The sequence below is a fragment of the Bradyrhizobium sp. SRL28 genome (assembly GCF_018596315.1).
Classification (GTDB): domain Bacteria; phylum Pseudomonadota; class Alphaproteobacteria; order Rhizobiales; family Xanthobacteraceae; genus Bradyrhizobium.
In genome coordinates this window covers 31,740-52,669 of the sequence record NZ_JAHEAG010000039.1, presented here as the reverse complement: position 1 = coordinate 52,669, position 20,930 = coordinate 31,740, and the positions used below count along the sequence as shown (strand labels likewise).

The following is a 20,930-nucleotide window of genomic DNA, read 5'->3' as shown; positions in this document are numbered from 1 at the left end:
CTTGGGTCAATTGCGTCGCTTTGGCCGCACGCCTAGCACTTCCGGTCTTCCCCCGACAACGGACATCGTGAGAGGCAGTCGGCATGTCTCAAAAGGGCCACGAGCGGACCAATGCGGCGTCCTAGATGGGTCGATCGAGCTCGGCGACAAAGCCGTGCCAGGTTTGCTGCGGCCCCCAGACGGGCTTCGCGCAAACGCTCAAGATGCGTATCCCTTCGGAACGCGATGCCGCACCGGTATCTGGGAATCCGGCGCCCCCTCCACCATGATGGAATGATGATCGCAATAAAAAAGGCCGCTGCCGGCTTATCGACAGCGGCCCCAAAGTCTAGGGAGGAAACGCCCAGGGAGGCGAGCGACAAGACTAACACAACCTAGCCTAGACAGTGATCACTGTTCCGGGAGGCCCGCCACCTGCGCGGAACTTTCGATGTCCTAAGATTGCCCGCCATAGAGCGGAAGCCTCAGACCGCCCGGTGAAATACGAAATCAGGCGCTTCGGGGGGAATAGTATAACGGTAGCACATCGATTTGTGGCTAAGCCGTTGAAACATCTCGCTCGGTTCTGCAATTCCCCGTCCTTTCGGCCCTACTATTTCCGGCCAATTCCGAGCTGTTTGCAAAACCGCCTTTGATGCCGCCGAAGGTCCCGCTAAGCTTGTATGACACAAGGGCATCAATCAAAGGCGGGAAATGGAATTAGATGCAATCGCGAAACTTGCACCAATAGGCACTGTTGTTGTCGCACTTGCGGCTCTAACAGTCGCCACATGGTCTCTGCTCGCACAGAAGGGAGTCGCCCGGCGCAGAGCTGCAATCGATTTCTTTCTTAAGGCAGAGATGGATGACAAGCTGCTGAAAGCTTACGACAACTACAGAGCAGGGGTCGAAGTTCTAAAAGGAACCACTGACCTTACCCAGTTCTGCGCGACAAAGCACTATCAGGCGGTGAGAAGCTATCTGAACGTCTTCGAACTGATGGCTGTCGGCATTGAAAACGAAACGTTCGATGAGCGCATTTGCTATGTGTTCTGGAAGGGATTTGTCCTAGACGCCATGAATGATACGGCGAAATTGATTGATCACATCCGCAAAGCGCATAACGCGGATCTGTATTTTCGTAGCTTCCGTAGGCTGCACTATCGATGGATGACAAATCCTGAGTTAGCCATTCGATGGCAGCACAAAGGGCGACCGCTCCGGCCGGGTCCTATACCGCTAGCTCTGTCGCCATAGCCAGCCCTCAGTGCTCACTTGCTGTTCGGGTGGCACTTCTGCCACGTGGCCCATAGCAACGATTAGCGGGCCCATCTGTCGATACACTCGCGGATACATTGAGCCTTAAAACAATAAGAAAAGCCGGAAGGCATTCCGCCGATTATAAGCTGACCAGCGTTCACGCCGAGGAGCACAGCCTCCCCCGCAAGTTGCGCGAAAACGGGCGCTCCTGACGCCCCCTCTGCTGACTGCGCCTGAAATAACACTCGACGTGCTGGCTCTTGGCTTTCACTATGATAATCGCTCTCGGGATCGCTCGAAACAATGCCTCCTCGCATGACTGGACGCTCGCTGCTCTTATCGTACAGAAGGGAATAGCTGGGCATTAAGATCGGAGCGCCAGGTGCCAGTTTCTTCAGGTCGTCACCTGTAGCGAGCATTCCAACATCGAGATTCATAAGCGACGGCGGTCCGAGCGCTGCTCCTGCAGTTTCACCCTGTTTTCGCCTACGCATGAATTGCATTTTTCGATCGGTCAGATCCAATACGGCCACGTCTTCTGCCGGGTTCGTCGCGAACAAGAACTGAACCGGTTCCGTCGGAATTGTCTCGTAGTAGTGGTCCGTTTCCGAGTAGCCGGATATTTTAACGTCCCCCAAGGTGAAGCCCACGTATTTCCTGTCTTTGAAAGACAGGTCCAGATTGTGCCTGTTCGTCACGGCGTATAGCGCGGCGCCTGATTTCACCAGAAAGCAGGTTCCGTGAATCTCCTTTGGGGAGCCGTCGGGACCAAAGTGCAGCACCGATATCCTGAGTGCCGAATATACTAGCCGTTTCGCAGGGACGGACATTAGGAACCAGCCGTTGTTTGGATATTCTCTAGCGTTATATCCTGCCGTCACGGATCAGGGAGAGACGAAGTACTGCGTGCACAACATTCCGATGTCACCGGAAAAACGCCGCGACCAGACTTGCACAGTTTGTTGCACAGTTCGCGCAAATTGGGGCGTCCCCGGTTCGCCGCAAACTACGCTCGTCAAAGTATGAAGGGTTTGGGCGTTGGTGGAAGTTGGTTCGCGTGCCCCCAGGTCATAGAGATGTGTCTGGACGAGACATCGACAACCGGCGGGTAAAAGCTTTTTGCGTCGCAGTCGCGAAGCGACACAGACAGATTACTGTTGACTAGAGCCGACAGCATACCCTGCCCGCCAAATAGCCTGTGGGGTCCGAAACGAACGCTGAACATTGCAAGATTAGCCGCTACCGCCTGCATACACGCGAGAACCGTAGCGGACGAAAGCCGGTTTAGCCCGTCGTGCTTTGCCTGGTTATACTGATCGTACCAAGGGAGACTTTGCGTAGGCGCGGCAGAACTCCATGTAGAGAACGGTCGGATCGGGACCACAGCCGAATGCCGTGGAAATGACACTTCATAGTCCGGCAGGGATAGCGGATCCTTCAACCGAACATAATCGGTGGTGCGGAATCCCTGGCCTGTCGGGATGACGCCAGCCTTGTCCAGGTAATATTTCCACTGCGCCTCGACATCAGTGCACGCCAAAATTAGTAACTCTCTCGTCTTTTGGCTGAATGCACCCAAAGATTGAGGGGTCGGCTCAATGAAAAGCAATAGTTCGTCGAGCCGCTCGATCAGCAATAAGAGGCGCTGCTCCGCTGATCGCAAGTCGGTTTGATTTTGGGCCAGCCCTGCAATCATATCCTTGTCGAAATGAATGCCCGGCCGCCAGACGCCCTCTATCGACTCTCCAACATCAAGTAGCGACGACTCAACATCTTCCGCTCCGAACTGCTGCTTGACCCAATCTTCCAACGAGCCCTGCTTCCCCATACTCACCGTCAGCCCTGGCGAGATCACCCAAACTCCATCAGCAATTCCGTAAACATGCACAAAATGGGTCGGCGTTGCGTAAGCATAGCCGCGCGGCTGCTGCAGGTGGACAGGTCCCCAGCCCTGAAATTGTCCTGAAGTAGTGCGGTAGACCAAAGCCTTCATGCCAGCATGATCCTAGCTAAATAACCCCTTTGCGATTGCGTCCATAGCCCTCGCATGGTCATCGCTCGGGGGCATGACGTACCGCAGCACTAACGAAAATCGTCCATAAGAAGCAGGCAGCGAGCGCTTCTTGCGCTGGCGCTCGAAAGCCTAAGGTTGTGGAAAACCAGTACAAATACGGAACGGACGCTACCCAAAGGAGAATCGGTCTATAGTCGGAACCGAATCGGGGACTCGCTCCCGCGAAGGGCGAGCCCCCTTGATCCTGCCATTCTCAGCTAGGGGCTGACGGCAGGCCATCGGTCGGTAGCAACGGGACTAAACTCCTGACTCGCCCATGTCGTCAAGTCGGCCCCACATTTGAAAAGGCGCCAAACATGGCCGGTTACTGGACTACATTTCGCATTCACAACGATGCAGGCTACCGCGTTCGCTACGACAACTTAGTTGAGGCGGTACGCTTAATCAGCTCCAAATGGTGGGTTGATCCAACTTCATTTCTGCTTTTCGAATCTTCGAAAGACATTAATGGCGTTGCTGCCAGCATCAAAGCGGCGATCAATACCAGCACTGATATGGCATTGATCGGGATGCCTGACTTTAAGGACGCGCGCCTTGTCGGGCAAACCGGCGATCAAGACTTGTTCGTTCTGATGCCCTTCGCAAAGAAGGTCTGATTTACGTCAATGAGGACGCCCAAGATTCTGGCGAGCCACACTTTTCATTTGTGCCGCCAACAACGAGAATCCCGGCTCACTTGCCGGGCTTCTTCTTCGATTTCGGTTTCTTAGCCTTCTTCCCGATCTTCATTTCCTCGTGCGGCTTTGGCTTCATCCGCACGAGGGCGCTCATCAGATTTTTGGTTGCTTGCAAATCGTCGGTTTTTGCCATGGATGACTTCGCACCGTTTGAAAGCCCCAAGCTACTCATCGATGGGGCAAAAACAAGCATCGTCAATTTTAGATCGGCGTGCGAGACGTTTATCGAGTCTTGCAATTACGACATGATTTACAGCCAAGACCCGAATACCAAGCAAAAAATCGTCAAGCTCCGCTTCCATAACCGCCTTCCGGCGCTGCGCTATGCGGCTTATGGCATCGTCAACGATCTTCGCCACTCGTTGGATCAGGCTGTCTGCGACGCTGCGGTGGAATTGGGTAGACCCGACTCGCGCGGAGTCTACTTTCCCTTCGGGAAAACCGCCAAGAACCTGGATGACGAAACGGCGGCAAAAACCAAGAAGGTCAATGCGGACCTTGTGACCTTCGTAAGAGCATTCAACGCGCATTATGGAGGAGACGACATGCTCTATGCACTCAGCTCCGTCGCCGGACCTAGCAAGCACCAGCGTATTCTTCGCATGTCGCTCGACTCTAAAGGGGTCGTTTTTGGACTGGGCGGCCAAGCCACCAGCATGACCTTCCGTGGCGGAGAGAATCAGATCGGAATCAACAAGTGGAATGATCTGCGCAACGAACTCGAATTTTGTCGCTTCGCGGAGGATACGACCGGAAACATTGATGCGCGCCCGGTGCTTCAGGTAGTCCTCGGAACAGGAGAACCCCCGCTGGCGGACCCAGCGCCGACCGCGCTCGACGCTCTGGCGGGCAAAGTTGAGAGCATCGTCCTGGGTATTGAAGCGGAGACCGCGCGCATCAAACGCAACCTTGGCATTTGAAATATTCTGCACTGTTCCTCACAGTGCACTTGCACACTCAACCAAAACTGCAGCCCTGCTGGCACATCTATTTCGGCGACGTCCATGTCGGGCACGATCGCGAAGAGCGAATGAGCGCGAGCTAGCCCACCATACGGCTTGTTGCGAAAGTAGTCGCGGTTGCCTAGCGCTTTCTCTGCGTACTGATCGACCGCAACGGTGATCGCCTGGACGTGTTGAAAGCAGTAGCCCTCGCGCGTAGCCAGGTGGCGCACTTCAGCGAGCGCGCTGATCCAAGGCGAATTGTCGGCCGCGTTCACGTCGTACCATTTCAGCGGCTCTGCCATCACCAACTCCGGCCGCCAAGCACACGCCCTTTCGTGGCCCGCCCTGCTCCTTCTTGAGCCGTTCACGCTCAGCACAAAGGTCGTCGATTTTGGCGTGCATCCTTGCAAGGAGGAGTTCAGCCGAGGCAGTGGAAATCCCTGCCCTTTGAAGCTGGAGGATTTCCTTGCGCTGTCTTCCGACCTGGGCGCGCATGTGCTCGATTTCGGAACGGACGCGATCTAGGCCCATAGCGCTCCTTCATTACCCTCTGGATTGTGCGAACGAGCCCTTCCGCCCTGCGCTCTAGCCGGTCGTAGAGGCGAAGCCGCCTGAACAGGATTTCGATTTCGCGGTCATTTTTCTTCATCCCGAGAATAGTACAAATCGTGAACAAATTGGCAAGCCGCTAGGTATTGGGGGGTGGTCGCCTAGACGCCCCAGCCCTTCCTGCACAAGGAAGTCATCTGGCTTCAAAGGCCGAACCATATCAACGACTTGCGCTTGATGTGTTCACATTTGTGCCGCGATTCCCGTTGGACTATCTACGGCGAGACATATCGACGCTTATACACACCTGTGGAGAGTTTAGGCGGCGCACCTCGCGCTCGACGCGAATCTCCGTCTAAGGTCGCGCAATGGATACCGCGCTCTTCCTTACGCTTTTTTTATTCGCGGTCCAGATCGCTGCCGGGGTGGCTCCCCTGATATGGCCAAACCCGCAGCATGCTTGGATTGCTAGATCAATCTTTTGGTCGTCGGGACTCTTTGCGGTCGTTTGCATGGTCATATGGGCGCAGCCGATGTCGTTTGTTTCGCCGAATTATCTCATCGCTTTCGGTCTCGTTATCGCCGCCTGCGGATTCGTTTGGCAGCAAACAAAGCTTGCGAGCAAGCCTGAGGTGGTGGGACTAGCGGTGGAAGCAGCCTCGCAATCTCCGGCACCGCTAGAAAAGCGATTTACGGCCTATGACATCGAGCAGCGCATTCGGGCGATAGATGAATTATATGGCTTGCTAAGCACTGAAGTACTGTCCGCATCTACAGCCGGTGCACGTTTGAACAAGTCCCTTATGGATAGGATTTTGAACAAGACGGCCGCAGCGAATTTATCCGCATATGCGGACACTACAGAGATTGCTCTCAACAAGTATTTTGATGCGGCCGGAAGATACATGATCTTTCCCGACATACATCACGATGCAACGGCACTCGTTTGGAATCCGTTCGAGGCGGTCAGCAGCGCGAAGAACCTCGCTGCGGAAATCAAATCGCTAGAGCAGCAAGACGCCAACGTTCCGCTCTATCTTAAAAGCAATAAATTCATGGCTGAGTTCAACACTGCTACATCGGGACGATTCTGGACGTGGATTAACGAGAAGCAGCAACTTTTGACAAAGAAGCGTCGAGAGTACGAAGCTGCCCCGATCTATCCGAAATAGGACGCGTTAAAAGCTTTCGATTGCTGATGACCTGCACCGAGACGCACGTGAATGTCCCTAAATAAGCGCCTTTGAAAGATTTGACGCGTTCCCGGCGGCGCTTCGGCGACCCATGAGTGATGCGGGGAAATGAATGCATTTTCGTTTTGGCGGCGAACTTCCCGACGATCACCCGTTTCTGGAGCGCTTCAGATCATTAGTCGATTGGTCGTTCAAATTTATATCCTGGTTGATAATCACTGCCACGCTGGGAGTAGCCGCGCAGGTAACCAAGGATCCCTGGCTCTATGGACTCTATTTTCTTTGCCATGTGTTGCTGATTTTCTTTTTGCAGGCATTTTTCAGTTGGCTGTTCACCATGAAAATTCCCGGCGGAAGGAGCCGGAAAGAACCCGCCGCACCCCGACGTGGGTGGTGGGCATGGATGCATAAGGCAAGACGGATGCTCATCGCAATTTTTGCCTTCCTTGTGTGGGGCTGCTTTCAACTAGGGATGCAGCAGGCCATCGGTCGGACAGTTGATGCGATAGCGGAATTTCAGAAAACGAACAGGAAGTAAAACGCCGAGGGCTGGCTGGCCTGCTGATGTTTACCTAGCTATGGGAGTGACAACTATGCCCCCGCTGAAGCTCGGCAAATAGGGCAGATGCAAATGGACGACATCGGAATATTGAAATCGATCTGGAGAAAGAACGAGGCGGGCGTTTGGGCTGGTCACGATCTTAAGGGCATAGACCTCAAACCCAGAAAGGGTTTCTCAAAGGACTACTTCAAAATCGAAAATGAAGTCACTCTTATGACCCAAAGCCCGGGTCCTATAATGAACAACTTCTTCGCCACGTTTGGCACCACTGAATTTCTAGTTCGGCAAAGCATCGTACCTATCGTCGCATGGAATGACGGCGATGAAGAGATGCGCTGCATCGGCACCGGCTTTTTCATCAGCGCGTCCGGTCTGTTGATAACCGCTGCGCACGTAATTCGTGATCCAGTAGACGAAAATTATACGAGCGTCACTCAAGTAACCAGAGACGCGAAGAAATTGGGCGACGACCTGCGATTCGGAACGTTGCTGCCCGCCAACCCAGCTCTGAAAAATGCTCCCTTTCAAATGCATCCGCTAATGCGCGAAGCAAAATGGTTCATGTGCCCATTTGAGTGGACGCTTCATTGGGGTAGAGATGTTGAAAGCCCGCTTCTGCATCTAGCACCTGAATTTAAAGCAGACCTCGATATCGCAGTTTGCAAAGTTCGAGAACAGCCGTTGATTGGCCCCTATCAGCCGCTGAACATCGGCCGGTATAATCTCAAACTTGGCGACCGCGCCGTTGCGATTGGTTATCCCGAGATGAGGAACATTCGATTTGGAGGCGATGACTACCAGCCAGAATTGGTTGTTTCCGTTGGCTCCGTAACAAGCATTTACCCGGACAACATGACCGAGAAGCAAAACTCAACGCCGGGACCGAACTTCGAGTTCGACGCAAAAATTCCTGGCAAAATGAGCGGCAGTCCCATTTTGGTTGGTGGAGGCATTATAACGAAAGGAGTTGTCAGCCGTAGCTTGGGTAGCACCGAAAATCACGCAAGCGGGTGTTTGATCGCGCCGATGATGACGCTGCCGTTAATCGACAACAAAAGCCTGATCGACCTGATGAAGAATGGGAACGAAGGTATTGCTAATGTCCACGGAGCGGGTCTTTAGGGGTGAGTATACAAATCGAGGAGAGATTGTTAATGCCTCATCTCTTGTTGACCGGTGCTGGCTTCAGCCGAAATTGGGGGGGCTTCCTTGCGATAGAAGCCTTCGAGTTTCTACTCGGCTGTCCCGAGTTGAACGCACTCATAAGAAATCGTCTCTGGGCAAACTCTGGAAATTTTGAAGAAACCTACCAACAACTGAGGGACGCAGCTGCCGATCCGGCCGATTTGGTCGCGGCAGATAATTTCGCCCGATTCAACAAAATGCTGATCCGAATGTTTGATACAATGAAGCTTGGCTTTCGCTCCACCCACATCGAACGAGCGCAAGATCGCGGCGTTTTTGCTATCGACGCACTCCTCGACCATTTCGATGCCATCTTCACACTCAACCAAGACACCCTTTTGGAACAACATTACATATACAATATTCCGCAGACACCTCCTCCTCACAAATGGGAGGCTCGGTACATCCCCGGTCTTATGCCGCCGGAGCCAACCACCGTTCATGGAAACCAACTGTCCAAAGCCACCGTGCGGTCAATTATGGAATCAGGCTTCGTGCTTGAGGCGGGTAAACAGCCCTATTTCAAGCTCCATGGTTCCTATAACTGGCGCGCACGAGACCAGCACGTGATGGTGATCGGAGGGGCAAAAGTGGACGACATTAATCGCATTGCCCTTCTCAGCTGGTACCAAGAACGGTTTCACGAGATGATTTGCGGGTCCAATACTCGTCTCATGATTATCGGATACAGCTTCAACGATGACCACATCAACGCTCAGTTAGCGGCGGCCGCGCGGGCCGGAGCAAAAATGTTTATAGTTGACATGCAAGGCCTTGATGTAATCGATAAACGCGATGTGCGAATGCGAGCTGCTATCCCACCTGCTCCGCTGTTCAACACTCTTCGGGATAATATTGTCGGAGCCTCAAGAAGATTGCTGCGCCCGACGCTGCAATCCGATCCTGTTGAGGTCAAAAAGTACGTGGACTTTCTCGGCATCGAGATCAGATACCGTTACGACGAGTAGCCACCTACTTTAGCAGTTCGTCAGGGTTCACCAGTAGCTGGTCATCAATATGCCAAGGAGACCAATGCAAATTGGCCGACGACAAGCTATTGCGAGAAATCCGATGCCGAAGCCGCCGCTTGATCCAGATGTCGCCGATACCGCGCCCTCCAGTTCCGTATTGACCGTTTACGACGAGAAACACCTTGTCACTTATCTGCGTCTGCTCGACGCGGACGGGCAAGGTGCCGACTGGCGTGAAGTCGCGCGAGTGGTGCTGCACCTTGACCCAGAACATGAAGCTGATCGCGCCCGGAGAACGTTCGAGAGCCATTTGTCGCGCGCCAAATGGATGACGGAGCACGGTTATCGGCATCTGCTGCGTGATGGCGCGTCGGCAAAAAAGTGACGACTGCCAATTCGTCAGGAGGTGCAATTCGTCAGGAGGTGGCTGCCTATGCGCCAAACATCGGACCGTCGAGCGTCGGCGTAAACTTAAAGGGTGGAGCCTCGTTCGCGATCGTGGCCAAGAAGTGCTTCTCTTTGGTCGCCGGTTGATCTCTATCGCTTCCACGATGAAGGAAGCCAAGTGGGGCAGCACTTCATCGCGCTACGTGCTCGGTTTGATTTAAGGTGCCACAGCTGACCTAGGGCATCCTCTCACAACGGACACCCTCACCGTCTGTTTATCCGGGAAATGTCTAGCCCAACCGGTGCAGGGCGTCGCTCAAATGCGGAAGACCGCTTCTGTCGGCACTTCGATTGACTTCATATTTGCACGTCCGACATTCAAAAGTCTGTAGCTCGTAGGTGCTGCCGTAAAGCGCATGCGGCGTGCGCCTGGTCACGTACATCGTGCCGGTACAGGACGGACAGGACGGCCCCTCGTGTGCACCAAATCTGATCTGCATAAGCATGGTAGAAATCCTCGGGCCCCAACCGGGCCTAGGGTATTGCAGGCAAGGCGCCTGCCTTGCACCGTGCTTAGTGAGCATCTGGACCGAGTTCAAGGGCGACCGCGGGACGAAATCGAAACTGATCCCGGGCCCGAATCAGGTCTATGGCTTTCTCACGACTTCACCGAACGCCGTCGTCGAACCGATCCATCCGAAAGCCATGCCGGTCATCCTGATGACAGACGAGGAGCGCGACGTCTGGATGCGCGCGCCGTGGGATGAAGCCAAGGCGCTACAGCGGCCGTTGCCCGACGATGCGATCAGTGTCGTTGCGCGCGGTGTGGACAAAGAAGACAAGGCCGCCGCATGAAATACGCCACCGCCCGCCCCTATGCCGACCCGGAAAATGCCGCGCGCCGAATCCTCGAAATCGCCAACGCGGTCGAACCTATTCAAGGGCGCATCCACATCGAGAAAATCAACGAGCCGTTTCTCTTCCGTGACCGCGGCAGCCCGGCCGAGTACGGCGCTGGCCTCAAACCCGCGATCGACCGCGGCTGGCTCAAGATGCACGAGTCCGAGACCTTCGTCACCTTCACGCCAGCGGGCGCGGAGTTGTTCGCGTAGCTCCGTCAGCCCAGCACAACCAATCCATCCGAACACCAGCCGGCCGGATTGCAACCATTGCCAATTCCGGGATTTGTTTTCTTTTCTGGAGGCAATGATGTCGAACTTCGTAGCCCTCATTGTGGAGGATGATCCGTTCCAGCGGGAGTGCCTTTCCGACCTTCTGAAAAGCGAGGGACTTGAGGTGGTGGAGTGTGCCAATGCAGCGGCCGCGGAACTGGTGCTGGCTTCAACCGGCCCTGACCTGCGGGCTCTGGTGACCGATGTAGAGCTGGGTGGAGATATGTCCGGCGTCGAGCTTGCGCAGTATGCTAAGCGCAAGTTCCCGGACCTCAACGTGGTGTTGGTCTCTGGACAGGGCCCGCCCCCCGTTCCGCACGACACCCACTTTCTTATGAAGCCCTATGAGCCACAGCAGCTGCTGGACGCGGTGCTGAGGTGAGCTGTCCGTCGTCGGGGCTTTGGGACATGGCCAAGTAAATATTTGAGGCCTTCGACGGCTAGGTGGTGCTCGTCTCCGCCTTTGTCTTTCAAAAAATTGGTAACCTTCTCCCGAGCTTCGGCCTCCTGCGCCGGCGTTAGATTCACCATCATGCCGTAGCTTTGCATCACGCGATCAATGGCTGCTTGCATGTGTCGCCTCCAGGTTCCGGAAAATGGAACTCCCTAGGAGAAAGAGAGTTCCCTAGGAGCATCTTCCTTACTGCGGGCGAAGCTGCGCGATGGTGTGCCCGCTGCGCTAGGTTGTTGCTGAAAGCAACCTGAGAGAAGCGTTGTTCGCCCCTACCTAAATGCCGCCATCTCCCACCAAATCAAAATGTTCCCTGGGGGAACGAAATAAAACCTGTGGCACCCGCTCCCAGCGGGGCGCAAAATGTTCCCGTCACCGCAAGGTCCCACGGCAGCTATCGGTGATGAGAACGCCGATCGCGCTCCCGCCATCCTCGCGGAATGGAGCAGCGCCATGCAGCAACGCCGTTTCAAAGACGTATTGACCATTCCCGATCGGCTCATTCAGGAGGCCGAACGCTTACGCGCGGAAGCCAAGAAACTGCCGCCCGGCATTGAGCGGCATGAGCTCGAACGGGAGGCCCGACAAGCCGAGACCGCTGCGCACCTGGACCAGTGGCTGAAGTCTCCCGGTCTGCGGTCGCCACAGTAAGAGGCGCAGCGCCATGAAGGATTACCTCGCCTCAATCGAGAAACTGCGACGGGACGCGTCGGAGGCCGCTCTAATTCGCGATCTCGCTACGGACCACGCCAAACGGGAAATGTTCGACCGACTGTGCCAGCATTTGGATCGGCTGGCCGATGAAGTCGAGAAAGTCATGAACAGCCCCAAGACAGCATAAGCGTTCACGACGAAAGGGCCCCAGGCGGCGGCGCCGAGACCCCTCCGAGGTGTGTCGCACCGGGGGGAAGTGCGACATCATTTTAATCTCCCCACTCCGACAGCGGTTCCTAACGTCTCTGCCCTCCCGTAAGGAGACCAGAACAGCTTGAGTCGCCGGTGCGCCGAACTAGCATCTGTCTCATGAACAAAGCAGCCGCCAACTCCCCCACCCTCAACACCGCCTTCCTGCTTATGGCGCAGTACGGCGGCAAGGCGGTGATCCCGGTCGAGGATGTTTGCCGCGACTACTTCTCGCATCTCGATCCGGCGAAGTTCGTCCGCAAGGTCGGCGCAGGCGAAATCGCGATCCCGTTGGTCCGCATGGAGCCGAGTCAGAAGTGCGCCAAGGGCGTCCACCTTCAGGACTTGGCCGACTACCTCGACGCTCGCCGCGCAGCCGCGCTCAAGGAGTATCAGCAACTCGCGAGCTAGGTACGACGAAAATGCTACACGGCCTATTTTCGCCATTTCTGAAAATGCAAGAAACCACTGTGCTGCAACGACAACTTTGATTCTTCGTCGTTCAGTCGGTCCAATTCATCATGGGTGCCACCGAAAAGCGCGGTGGTCTTCGATCTCAACAATTTACATTGTGCTCCCAATGGGATCGAGCACGAACGTGCGCATCGAAACTAGCCGAAATTGCAGACGTTTGTTGCTGTTTTGACCTCCCGGTGCACACACAGCGCACACGAAAGTCGGAGTGCACACGCGTGGCGACCTTCACACAATTGGCATCCGGAAACTGGCGCGTCCAGGTCCGCCGCAAGACCCGTTATGTGGCCGAGACGTTCCGTCGGGGCAAGGACGGAGAAGAATTGGGCGCTCGAAATGGAGCGCAACATTGACCGCAAAGGATCGTCCAAACCACGCGCGGCGCGCAACATTCGCACGTTTGGCGATCTGATCGACCTACACGATGAAGACATGCACGAAGTTGGAAGGCCCCTCGCCGGTCAAAAGCTGCTGTGATGGCGTCGCTCAAGACCGAGCTCGGTAATGTGAAGTTGCCTGCACTCAATCGAGAGCGGCTGATCGAGTTCGGAAGAAAGCGCGCCAAGCAAGGCGCTGGTCCCGCGACGTTGGCGATCGATTTGTCTTTCATCCGCACAATCATAACGCACGCCGCCGCTGTGCACGGCATCGAGGTTTCAGCCAAAGAAGCCGGCCTCGCACGCGTTGCGCTAAGTCACCTCAATCTGGTTGGAAAGGGCAAAGAGCGTCACCGACGACCCACACAAGACGAACTCGACGAACCAATCGAATACTTTGAGACGAACCCTCGGCAATTCATACCGATGGGACGGATCGTCAGATATGCCGTGGCAACGACGTTGCGCCAGGAAGAGATCTGCAAACCCGAGTGGCCGCTGGTTGATATGAAGAAACGATTGGTGGTCATTCAAGACAGAAAGGATCCGAGGAATAAGGATGGAAATGATCAGAAAGTACCTTTGCTCAATCTAACGGGCTATGACGCGTGGGAGGTCGTGCTTCAGCAGCGAATTGTGACTCGAGGCTATGGACGGATCTTTCCCCACAACCACAGATCCGTCAGCGCGGCATTCACCCGGGCATGCGATGAACTCAAGATCGACGACCTCCACTTTCACGACCTGCGTCACGAGGGAACGAGCCGCCTGTTCGAGGCAGGACTTCCGATCGAGAAGGTAGCACTTGTCACCGGCCACAAGGATTGGCGACAGCTCCAGCGCTATACCAATCTAAAGGTTGAAGATTTGCTTAAGCTGCAATACGCGCAGCAGCCGTCGATGGAAGAATCCATCGCGACGTTAGCTGCCTCATAGCCGATCTAGGCAGGGTGCTGTGTGCACGCAAATCGGTCTTGTTATCTCTCATAAAAGTCAGGAAGATCGACCGCTGCCAAAACCGAGAGGCGGTGCCCCGCAAGAGGCCGCGATTCCGAGCGATTCCGCTAGCTGTGACGCAGCGCTGCTGTCGCTCATTGAAGGGCTCATGGAACGGGTACCGGTGCGCAATGATCGGGAATCGAGATGTAGCCTATGGGAATGGTTGGTAAAGCGGCATCACACGAGCCGGTTCGAAAAGGCTAGGGAGACGATGGCGACGACAATCGTCGCCCCTATTCTCCCCTAGTCGGCCACCTTGATTGGCTCAATATGAAAGACCATCGCGACATTTGGCAGATGGTTCTCCGAACTTGACATCAAGAGCAGACGATTGACGGTGTTGTCCTGGATCCCGCCCTGCAGGAACAGACCGGCAATTCGCGCTTGTTTGAGCGGGATATCGGCTTTTTGAAGACTCTGCTGCGCCGGTGTGTGCGTACGCGTGAAGCGGCCGGCCAGCCCCTGCTCAACATTCGGCTTGCGGCCGCGATCGCCGAGTTTCGTTACATACTTGAATGTGTCGCGCATAACTTGATGATACCCGAAAAACGACGTATCCGACGCTAACGCCACGACGTCAGACGCCGTTTGTGGAAACGCAAACACGGACTCACGAATAGCGCGGGCGAGCTCGGGTACCGCCATTGTTGGTATGCGTGCCGGCCGGGCTGCGGCCATGAGTATTTCTTGCCAGCGAGCCGGGCTGTCGGTGACGATGCTGGCACCTGTCGCTTGAGCCAAATACATGGCCATCTCAAAATTCGGCGCCAGTTTCGCCATGTTAAGGCTAGCCGCCCCCTCACCGCTCTCAAACGGCTCTTGCTGGAGGACGGCCAGCGGATCCTGTTCTTGAAGTCGAAGCATTGCTTGCAGCATGGTCTCGCGTTCGGCTTCGTCTTTGTCAGGAAACACCTTTTGCATCTGCGAACGCAAGACCCGCTGCGGCATGGACATGATACCGCGCTGGGCGTCCTCCCTCATCAAGACCTTCGTGCGATCGTCTTCGTACATTCGCGGGTCATTACCGACCGATCGGGATCGCGCCATCTGCCACATCTGGTCGCGAAGATGTTTGTCAAAGTCACACGGATCAGGGATCAGATTGACCAAGCCGCGCTCGACCAACGGCATTACTGTGTAAAAGAACGCAATCGATTTGAGTACCTCCTGACGATAGGCACTCGGATTTTTGACGGGACTAAATTTGGGGTTCAGAATGCGCGCATTGACGAACGGGTGCTGAATGATCAACTCTCCAAAATACAGCGATGCCCCGAGCGCGTAGTCCGCTATCGCGTCGGGGTGAATAGCGCCGGTATAGATCGCCCGCGGCGTCCCGTCGGGCTTCGGGAGGAGCTGCAAAAGGTCGGTCTGTTCCGGCCATAGACCTTCGTACAAATGATAGATTTGCTTGATTTTCTCGTCGGTCATTTCGCGGCGGATGGTGACCCAATCTTTTTCCGTTTCGGCGAGCCCGAGCACATGCTCAAGGGCGTTGTAAAACATGATGTTGCGTTCGCGGATGCTGCGCTCGGTCCAAGTTGGTCGCAACGCGGGCGGTTTCGAAGCGCAGCAGTCCTTAAAGCGTTGTCCGTAGCCGCATCCGCACACATCATTGGGTCGCAGGGGTTTGGCGCGGGCCGGCTTCTTCAGCCATTCACGCTCCTTTTCGGTCCTGCCGAACGCGTCCTGGTAATGGACGTGACCGCTCTCGAACTTAGCGAACATCTCGCCGCCATAGTGGAAGAGTTCGTTTTCGGGCGGTAAGAGAACGCGTCGGCATTCACTCCAATCCTCGGTTTCGTCCGGGTACAGCCACTCCTTTCGGCCTGCGGCAATAAAGCGGCGGGCTCTCGCTCGGACAATCCGATTGATGCGCGCAACATCGGGCGCGGCGAACTTACGCACGCGGATGAAGGCGTCGGTTCGAACCATTGAATTTCGGTAGTTTCGCGCAAAGGTCCGCTTCTCGAGCGGGTTTGCATCGGGGTTCTGCGCATATTCAAGATTGGTGAGGATCAGACAGAAGTCACGTGAGAGTGGAAAAAGTGTCTGCGACGCCTTCAGTGCGATCGACGGGTCGAGCGGATACGCGCCGAGCGCAGCATCAGGCGGTACCGCATGATTATAAATGGTGACCGGATGATCGCTGGTGATGAATTTGATCTCGGAGTCATCGGCGGTCACAATTTCGCGCACGCCCTCGGCCCAGATCGTGCAGTGCATCGAGCGAATGCCTTGCATTTCGAACATGAGATCGTTCTGCGTCAAAGCAGGATACTGCGCTTTCAACCAATCGAGTCCCTTGGGTGTGCGGATTTTCTGCACGTCGATGTATTGGAACAGAGTTTGAAAATGCTCGTGCCACTTGCCGGGGTCGTTCTCACAAAACGCTCGCACGGCCTGCGCGCCCTTGGCATCGACATCGCCAAACAATCGGCGCTCGATCTCGTCGCTGACGAACGTGCCGAAGAACGTCGAATAGAGATCTTTCTGTTGAAAGCACTGGGTAGTCGGCCAATGGATCAGGGACTTGCCAATCGTGACAATCCGACCGTCATCGAGTGCTTTCTGAGGCGGCGTGAGATCAAAATAGGCGAGCGTATTGCGCCCCGGCTCGAAGAAGCCGGCCTGATACCACCGCGGAACATAGTGATTGTTTCTTGTTGGCGACATGCCCACCGATTTGTAGCGCCGCTCCCGAGCGACGAGCTGTAAGTCCATTTCACGCGCCTATTGCACCGACGAGCCGTCAGCGCCGGGCCATCGATCGGACACTCCTGATATGGGGTCGAATTGCCAACCGGTTACGCCGTATGCCCACAGCGTTCAGCTTTTTCGCGGCAATACGACGAGCTAAGCCTGATGGCTCGTCATCGCAGGCCAACGCCGGCCACGTTCGATACCTGCAAAGAACGACCGGCTTGGTCCATCGGCTTTGTTGTTAAACGAAACCTAGCGTTTGCTGGAAGACCGCAAAGCGAAGCTTGTCGGTTTCAAGCCCGCGAACAAATTAAGAACTAAAATTCAAGCACTTGCCTGCATTTTGATGGATGCACTTGCGATAGGCAGGAACCATCCCCATATATAGTTGGTAGGTTATCGGCTACCCCCTAAGGCTGCGACCTCACGACCGGAAGAAGCATTTATTCTTTCGTTCACGCATTAACTTCGTTTGGAGCCATGGGCGGAAGCAAAATAGGAGTTCGGGGATGGAATTGAGTGAATTTAAGCCCGGCGACCTCGTGCAGGTGAAATCCGGCGGGCCAGTAATGACCGTTGAGCAAGTTGGCACGTCAGCCACGTTCGGCGAAGATTTCGTTTCCTGTGTGTGGTTTGAGAAGGTGGGCAATAAGCAGGTCGCGCAGAAGGAAACATTCGCGCCTGCCGTCCTTGAGAAAGCTGAGAAGCCGCGGGCCTCATTCTCTGTCGGCATTCAACGGGCATAAGGCGGTGGCCCGTGGCGTTTCGCGGTCTCTTCATCGGCATTGATCGTTACGTCTCAGCCAGCATTGATGAGCTGACATGTGCGCGTCGCGATGCAATGGCGCTCGAAGCGCTGTTCTTTGACACGCTCGGCGAATCGACCGTGCTGCTGACGGATGCCGATGCCACGCGCTCACGTGTTGAGGCGGCTTTTGCGGACCTGTCCGGGTGTGATCCCGAAGATACGGTGGTGATTGCCTTCTCCGGCCACGGATCAGAGTCGCACGAACTTGTGACGCATGACGCGGATCTGGCCGATCTCACGGGCACTGCCATCCCGCTCGATCTGTTGCAGGATTGGTTTTCGCGCATTCCAGCAAAGCGTTTGATCCTCTTCCTCGATTGCTGTTTCTCCGGCGGCATTGGGGCGAAGGTGCTGCACGTCGACACGAAGGCCCGGAGCATCATGTCAACCGACGCGAGGCTCGCCCAGCTTGCGGGCGCAGGGCGTATTATTTTCACGGCATCTGCCGCAACCGAACCCGCCTACGAACACCGTCGCTTCGGGCATGGGTTCCTCACCCATTTCTTGCTGGAGGCGTTGCGCGGTGCTGAAGAAGTCGTTGGCGGAGGCAAGATCTCGCTCTACCGGATGCTCGAACACGTCACGAACCGGGTAAAGGCTGCCGCGTCTCAAGTTGGAAAGCTGCAAAATCCGACCATGCGTGGAACCATCGATGGTGACATTGAATGGCCCGTGTTTGTAGCAGGCGCAAAGTATCAGGCTGCATTCCCGTCGCGATTGCCAGCCAGTGTGTCATCCGATCTCTCTAGTCTTGCTGCTGCTGGATTCCCGAGCGCACTGATTGCTGCCTGGGGCGGTGCGATCCCATCTCTGAATGCGATTCAGACAACTGCCATCAACGACTTCGGCGTATTGGATGGCGAGAATCTTGTCGTCTCGGCTCCGACCTCGTCTGGCAAGACGATGGTGGGCGAGTTAGCGGCATTGCGAAGTGTGCTGGATCGCAAGCGGGCCCTGTTCCTGTTGCCGCTCAAGGCTCTTGTGGCCGACAAGCGTCGTCATTTCGCGAACGTCTATGGTGCCTTCGGTGTTCGGACGGTGGAAGCCACTGGTGAAACCGATGACATCACGCCGCTGCTTCGGGGCCAATACGATATTGGCCTCCTGACCTACGAAAAGTTTGCGGCTATCGCCCTCACTTTTCCGCACGTGCTGGCGCAGGTCGGCACGATTGTTATTGATGAAGCACAAATGATTGCCGACCGCAGCCGCGGCGCCAATCTCGAATTTGTTCTCACCCTGATTCGGATGCGTCGCCGTGAGGGGGTTGAACCACAATTGATCGCCCTATCTGCCGTGATCGGGGACACGAACGGTCTGGAGCAATGGCTGGGAGCTCGGCTTCTCCGACGAACCGAACGACCGGTCCCGCTCGAGGAAGGTCTCCTGCTCGGCAACGGCTATTTCCGATTTATTGATCCGGCAACCGACAAAGAGCGAGCCGAGGGCCCCATCATCCGGCCAAACGTCGGGGGAAAAGGATCCAGCCAAGATTTGATCATCCCGCTAGTGAGGAAGCTCGTAGCGGAAGGCCAGCAAGTCATCGTGTTTCGCGAGACAAAAGGCGAGGCACGCGGCTGTGCAAACTATTTGGCGACGGCACTCGGGCTGCCTCCCGCTGCCGAGGCCTTAGAGCAGATGCCTGGAGGCGATCCTTCGCAGGCCAGCGCGGATTTGCGCGGTGCGCTCGCGCGTGGTGTCGCGTTCCACAATGCTGATCTTGAACGCGAAGAACGCCGGATCGTGGAAGAAGAGTTTCGACGGCCCGGCTCCGGGCTGCGGGTCATTGCTGCGACAACCACGTTGGCGATGGGCATAAATACGCCCGCGTCTTCGGTAATCATTGCCGGGCTGACTCATCCCGGCGATGAACCGTATTCCGTAGCAGAGTACAAGAATCTCGTCGGTCGTGCTGGCCGGCTTGGTTTTGCTGAAAAAGGCGCCTCATATCTGTTGGCGCTCGATCCGCGTGCCGAACATGATCTCTGGTCGCGCTATGTGACGGCGACGCCGGAGGATTTGGTGTCGCGCTTCCTCGATGAAAAGACAGATCCCCGTTCCCTTATCATTCGCGTCTTGGTTGCCGCCCGTCGCGCGGCCGGCGAAGGGGCCGCAAGTGAGGAGATCGTCGAATTCCTCGAATCCAGCTTTGGAGCCTTTCAGGCGAGGCGCGCGAGCACGGGATGGCAGTGGAGCCGAGCCGATCTTGTCTTGGCGTTGGCGGATTTGGAACAACATCACCTTGTGGAGAAAAATGCGGCAGGCGCTTTTGAACTCACCAAGCTTGGACGTCTCGCTGGAGAAAGCGCAGCTGAGGTGGGGTCCATCATTGCGCTGGTGGACTGCCTCGCGTCGCTTCAACCCGAAGAAATTAGCGATCCTGTTCTAATTGCGGCGGCGCAAACGACTGTCGAGGTCGATCAGGTTTTGTTCCCGATCAACAAGAAGAGCACGCAGAAGGAACCACAACTTTGGCCTAATGAGCTCCGGGGACAAGGCGTGCCTTGGCAGGTTTTGAATGCGCTTCAGCGGGGGATAACCGAAAGTCATCAGGCCACATTGCGCGCCAAGAAAGCTGTCGCCTGCCTGTTGTTTGTGTCCGGCCGAGCGATGAACGAGATCGAACGCGTGCTGACGCAATTTGGTGGGGCCTTTGGTGGAGCGGCAGGCCCTATCCGCTCGGTAGCGGCACGGACTTGCGATCTTGTACCTGTTGCTGCGCGTGTTGCAGAGATATTGCACCCGACGCTTGACCTGGGTAACCGCGTCGGGCGGCTGGCCGTTAGACTTACCTACGGCGTTCCAAGCGCGGCCGCGGAATTGGCCCAGTTTGCCGGGGCCGAACTCTTGCGGGGCGATTATTGCCGCCTCGCCGCAGCGCATCTTTGCGAACTGGACCCCATAAGCGCTGCCTCGGATGAGCAGCTCCTTGCTTGCCTTGATGAGGACAAGCGGAAGCTCCAGCTCATTCGGGACGTTGCCAAACGGATTGCAAGACAGCGGACGCAAGCGGCAGCGTCTAAGACTCCGGTACTTGAGGCTTACGTGGCATAACGGCGGGATTGGTAGCGGCGGAGCCCCATGATTGCCATCAGTTGCGCCAGCAGCCGCCTCGCGAAAGCAAGGCGCCGTTCGCCTTCGTCTCGAACCTCGCAGGCGCGCTCCTCGGGCTTGAAGCGCTTCAACTCAGGCGCGCGGCGACGGCTCAGTGTCGTCGCAGCCCTTGTTAGAAATCTGCCCAATCGCAAACTGATAAGCATTT

Annotated in this window: 21 protein-coding genes and 1 pseudogene; 19 read left to right on the top strand and 3 right to left on the bottom strand. The window is 55.9% G+C overall.

Annotated features, from left to right (window positions below; all coding sequences use genetic code 11):
- Positions 1-693: 693 nt before the first annotated feature.
- Positions 694-1,236, top strand: coding sequence for a DUF4760 domain-containing protein (locus KIP88_RS38025; RefSeq protein ID WP_214493302.1), 543 nt, complete (start codon positions 694-696; stop codon positions 1,234-1,236).
- Positions 1,237-1,298: 62 nt separating this feature from the next.
- Here KIP88_RS38025 and KIP88_RS38020 read toward each other — a convergent pair whose 3' ends face one another.
- Both KIP88_RS38020 and KIP88_RS38015 read right to left on the bottom strand, forming a co-directional pair.
- Positions 1,299-2,069, bottom strand: coding sequence for a trypsin-like peptidase domain-containing protein (locus tag KIP88_RS38020; protein WP_249791325.1), 771 nt, complete (start codon positions 2,067-2,069; stop codon positions 1,299-1,301).
- A gap of 185 nt (positions 2,070-2,254) precedes the next feature.
- The gene (locus KIP88_RS38015) at positions 2,255-3,232 is read right to left on the bottom strand and encodes a hypothetical protein (RefSeq protein WP_214493300.1); all 978 of its coding nucleotides are present in this window, start codon (positions 3,230-3,232) and stop codon (positions 2,255-2,257) included.
- A gap of 377 nt (positions 3,233-3,609) precedes the next feature.
- Between KIP88_RS38015 and KIP88_RS38010 the strand changes: the two genes are divergently transcribed.
- The 16 genes and pseudogenes from KIP88_RS38010 (at position 3,610) to KIP88_RS37940 (ending at position 14,094) form a co-directional block, all read left to right on the top strand.
- Positions 3,610-3,909 (top strand): hypothetical protein, encoded by a 300-nt coding sequence (locus KIP88_RS38010; protein WP_214493299.1) that lies wholly within the window; start codon positions 3,610-3,612, stop codon positions 3,907-3,909.
- A gap of 80 nt (positions 3,910-3,989) precedes the next feature.
- On the top strand, positions 3,990-4,910 hold the full coding sequence (locus KIP88_RS38005; RefSeq protein WP_214493298.1) for a hypothetical protein: 921 nt from the start codon (positions 3,990-3,992) through the stop codon (positions 4,908-4,910).
- Between the two features lie 282 nt (positions 4,911-5,192).
- On the top strand, positions 5,193-5,459 hold the full coding sequence (locus KIP88_RS38000; protein ID WP_214493297.1) for a hypothetical protein: 267 nt from the start codon (positions 5,193-5,195) through the stop codon (positions 5,457-5,459).
- A gap of 392 nt (positions 5,460-5,851) precedes the next feature.
- Positions 5,852-6,655, top strand: coding sequence for a hypothetical protein (locus KIP88_RS37995; RefSeq protein ID WP_214493296.1), 804 nt, complete (start codon positions 5,852-5,854; stop codon positions 6,653-6,655).
- Positions 6,656-6,788: 133 nt separating this feature from the next.
- The gene (locus KIP88_RS37990; protein WP_214493295.1) at positions 6,789-7,214 is read left to right on the top strand and encodes a hypothetical protein; all 426 of its coding nucleotides are present in this window, start codon (positions 6,789-6,791) and stop codon (positions 7,212-7,214) included.
- Between the two features lie 93 nt (positions 7,215-7,307).
- Positions 7,308-8,360 (top strand): serine protease, encoded by a 1,053-nt coding sequence (locus KIP88_RS37985; RefSeq protein ID WP_214493294.1) that lies wholly within the window; start codon positions 7,308-7,310, stop codon positions 8,358-8,360.
- A 32-nt stretch (positions 8,361-8,392) separates the two neighbouring features.
- Positions 8,393-9,391, top strand: a complete 999-nt coding sequence (locus KIP88_RS37980; RefSeq protein ID WP_214493293.1) for an SIR2 family protein — start codon at positions 8,393-8,395, stop codon at positions 9,389-9,391.
- Positions 9,392-9,494: 103 nt separating this feature from the next.
- Positions 9,495-9,779: a DNA -binding domain-containing protein gene (locus KIP88_RS37975; RefSeq protein ID WP_214493292.1), complete on the top strand. Its 285-nt coding sequence runs from the start codon at positions 9,495-9,497 to the stop codon at positions 9,777-9,779.
- Positions 9,780-10,363: 584 nt separating this feature from the next.
- Positions 10,364-10,636 (top strand): annotated as a pseudogene (locus tag KIP88_RS37970) (SOS response-associated peptidase); the annotation flags it as partial.
- On the top strand, positions 10,633-10,893 hold the full coding sequence (locus KIP88_RS37965) for a hypothetical protein (protein WP_214493291.1): 261 nt from the start codon (positions 10,633-10,635) through the stop codon (positions 10,891-10,893). The pseudogene KIP88_RS37970 and the gene KIP88_RS37965, both read left to right, overlap by 4 nt.
- 97 nt (positions 10,894-10,990) lie before the next feature.
- The gene (locus KIP88_RS37960) at positions 10,991-11,335 is read left to right on the top strand and encodes a response regulator (protein WP_214493290.1); all 345 of its coding nucleotides are present in this window, start codon (positions 10,991-10,993) and stop codon (positions 11,333-11,335) included.
- A gap of 432 nt (positions 11,336-11,767) precedes the next feature.
- A complete protein-coding gene (locus KIP88_RS37955) occupies positions 11,768-12,055 on the top strand; it encodes a hypothetical protein (protein WP_308163728.1) in 288 nt (95 codons plus the stop codon).
- 13 nt (positions 12,056-12,068) lie between these two features.
- The gene (locus tag KIP88_RS37950; protein WP_214493289.1) at positions 12,069-12,245 is read left to right on the top strand and encodes a hypothetical protein; all 177 of its coding nucleotides are present in this window, start codon (positions 12,069-12,071) and stop codon (positions 12,243-12,245) included.
- Positions 12,246-12,427: 182 nt separating this feature from the next.
- Positions 12,428-12,718 carry a pyocin activator PrtN family protein gene (locus KIP88_RS37945; protein WP_214493288.1) on the top strand — a complete coding sequence of 97 codons (291 nt, stop codon included), beginning with the start codon at positions 12,428-12,430 and terminating at the stop codon, positions 12,716-12,718.
- A 399-nt stretch (positions 12,719-13,117) separates the two neighbouring features.
- Positions 13,118-13,258 carry a hypothetical protein gene (locus KIP88_RS46970; RefSeq protein WP_249791324.1) on the top strand — a complete coding sequence of 47 codons (141 nt, stop codon included), beginning with the start codon at positions 13,118-13,120 and terminating at the stop codon, positions 13,256-13,258.
- The gene (locus KIP88_RS37940) at positions 13,258-14,094 is read left to right on the top strand and encodes a site-specific integrase (RefSeq protein WP_249791323.1); all 837 of its coding nucleotides are present in this window, start codon (positions 13,258-13,260) and stop codon (positions 14,092-14,094) included. Before KIP88_RS46970 ends, KIP88_RS37940 begins: the two co-directional genes overlap by 1 nt.
- Positions 14,095-14,400: 306 nt before the next feature.
- Here KIP88_RS37940 and KIP88_RS37935 read toward each other — a convergent pair whose 3' ends face one another.
- Entirely contained in the window at positions 14,401-16,881 is a 2,481-nt protein-coding gene (locus KIP88_RS37935; RefSeq protein WP_214493287.1) for a DUF4238 domain-containing protein, read from the bottom strand.
- A gap of 488 nt (positions 16,882-17,369) precedes the next feature.
- On the opposite strand from KIP88_RS37935, the gene KIP88_RS37930 reads away from it, so the two are divergent.
- Together KIP88_RS37930 and KIP88_RS37925 are read left to right on the top strand one after the other, a co-directional pair.
- A complete protein-coding gene (locus KIP88_RS37930; RefSeq protein WP_214493286.1) occupies positions 17,370-17,606 on the top strand; it encodes a YodC family protein in 237 nt (78 codons plus the stop codon).
- 11 nt (positions 17,607-17,617) lie between these two features.
- Positions 17,618-20,722 (top strand): DEAD/DEAH box helicase, encoded by a 3,105-nt coding sequence (locus tag KIP88_RS37925; RefSeq protein ID WP_214493285.1) that lies wholly within the window; start codon positions 17,618-17,620, stop codon positions 20,720-20,722.
- The last annotated feature ends 208 nt before the right edge of the window (positions 20,723-20,930 follow it).